We start from the raw sequence: 1,617 nt of genomic DNA on the forward strand, positions 1-1,617 counted from the left end.
GGCGACAACAGCCCTTCGGCCGGAACGCGCTTGATTTCCCGTAAAAGCGAGTCAGACGTCCAGCTGGTCCGCGACCGCGCGCAGCAGGCCCGCAATCTTCTTGCCGGAGGTCTTCTCGGGGTAGCGGCCCTTCTCCAGCATCGGCGTGATGTTCTCGAGAAGGGTCGTCAGATCCTGGACGATGGACGCCAGTTCGTCCGGCTTCTTGCGCGTCGCCGCCGCCACGGACGGCGTCGGGTCCAGGATGGTCACGGAAAGCGCCTGGTCACCGCGCTGCCCCGCGACGACGCCGAACTCCACGCGCTGGCCCGGCTTCAGAGCATCGACTCCGGCGGGCAGGACCGAGGAATGGACGAAGACATCGCCGCCGTCGTCGCGGGAGAGAAAGCCGAAGCCCTTCTCGCTGTTGAACCACTTGACCTTGCCCGTCGGCATGGGTGCGACCTCGTCCTCGGTGTGTCGGAGCCGGATGGCTCGTTGGGAAACTGGCGGAACAGTGTGCGAAAACGGCTCTGTATAGCAGTACAGCGGGTCGCCGGGACCCGCCGGTACCAAGGCTAATGCTCCGGAGTCCGGTGACAAGACGTCACCCGGCTGTTCTCTTCGCGCTGGAACTACCCTGGTCGGGTGCGTGACAAAACCCAAACGAATTCCGCCGAACCCGGTGACCGACTGATCCGTGCCGGTTCCGTCGTGTTCTTCCTCGGTGCCGTGGCCACACTCGTCACGGTGGCCCCGCTGTTGCTCGGAACGACGCCTTTCCCGACCTACATGTTCGGACTGAGCATGCTCATGGGCGTCGGATTCCTGATCGCCGGGGCGGGCGTCCTCCAGTCGATCGCGGCGGGCCGCCGCCGCGCCCGCGGCACGGACGGCACGAGCAGCACAGGCAGCACGGGCGGCGGTCAGGCCGCCGTCCCGCGGTAGTCCTCCAGCCAGGCCGGGAACGCGGTCAGGTCCGGCAGGACGGCGTCCGCGCCCGCCGCGCGCAGCTCCTCCGCCTCGAACGGCCCGGTGGCCACGGCGAGGGAGTACGCCTCGGCCGTGCGCGCGCCGCGTATGTCGCCGGTGTGGTCGCCGACGTACACGGCCGCGTCGTACTCGCGCAGCGCCAGCGCCTTCTGCTCGGCCCACAGGTCGCCGATCACGGCGTCGGGCTCGATGCCGAGGTGTTCGAGGTGGAGCTTGGCGTTCGGCTCGTACTTGGCGGTGACGACGATCGCCCGGCCGCCCGCCTCCTGGACGGCCCGGACCGCCTCGCGGGCGCCGGGCAGCGCGGGCGTCGGGGTGATGGCGACTGTGGGGTACATCTCACGGTAGAGGTCGGCCGTGGCCGCGATCCGGTCCTCGGGGAACCAGTTCGCGAGTTCCTCCACCAGCGGTGGCCCGAGCCGGCTGATCGCCAGGTCGGCGTCGACGTATGTGCCCGTCCGCTCGGAGAGCGCCTGGTAGCAGGCGTGGATGCCGGGGCGCGAGTCGATCAGGGTCATGTCGAGGTCGAAGCCGATGGTCAACGCGGGAGAGGTCGTGGAGGCCATATGGGCCATTGTGCCCAGGCCGGGTGACGCCGATCCGCGGACCGCGTCCGCGGCCCACACCCCCGCACAGTCCCCGCAC

3 protein-coding genes are annotated in these 1,617 nt (G+C 69.4%); 1 reads left to right on the forward strand and 2 read right to left on the reverse strand.

Features of this window, described 5'->3' with window-relative positions; translation table 11 throughout:
* Window positions 1-51 precede the first annotated feature (51 nt).
* Window positions 52-435: a cold-shock protein gene (locus FNH08_RS53805; RefSeq protein ID WP_152778606.1), complete on the reverse strand. Its 384-nt coding sequence runs from the start codon at window positions 433-435 to the stop codon at window positions 52-54.
* Between the two features lie 192 nt (window positions 436-627).
* Here FNH08_RS53805 and FNH08_RS49830 point away from each other — a divergent pair, with 192 nt between their 5' ends.
* On the forward strand, window positions 628-927 hold the full coding sequence (locus tag FNH08_RS49830; protein WP_322726670.1) for a hypothetical protein: 300 nt from the start codon (window positions 628-630) through the stop codon (window positions 925-927).
* Here FNH08_RS49830 and FNH08_RS49835 read toward each other — a convergent pair.
* Window positions 906-1,538 carry an HAD family hydrolase gene (locus FNH08_RS49835; RefSeq protein WP_407704610.1) on the reverse strand — a complete coding sequence of 211 codons (633 nt, stop codon included), beginning with the start codon at window positions 1,536-1,538 and terminating at the stop codon, window positions 906-908. The two genes, FNH08_RS49830 and FNH08_RS49835, sit on opposite strands and share 22 nt — an antisense overlap.
* Between the last annotated feature and the right edge of the window lie 79 nt (window positions 1,539-1,617).

Source organism: Streptomyces spongiae, from assembly GCF_009377185.1.
Lineage (GTDB): Bacteria > Actinomycetota > Actinomycetes > Streptomycetales > Streptomycetaceae > Streptomyces > Streptomyces spongiae.

What these genes read in the sequence shown, in the direction of transcription:
- FNH08_RS53805 (WP_152778606.1), bottom strand. Translation starts at nt 435, where the DNA reads ATGCCGACGGGCAAGGTCAAGTGGTTCAACAGCGAGAAGGGCTTCGGC.
- FNH08_RS49835 (WP_407704610.1), bottom strand. Translation starts at nt 1,538, where the DNA reads ATGGCCTCCACGACCTCTCCCGCGTTGACCATCGGCTTCGACCTCGAC.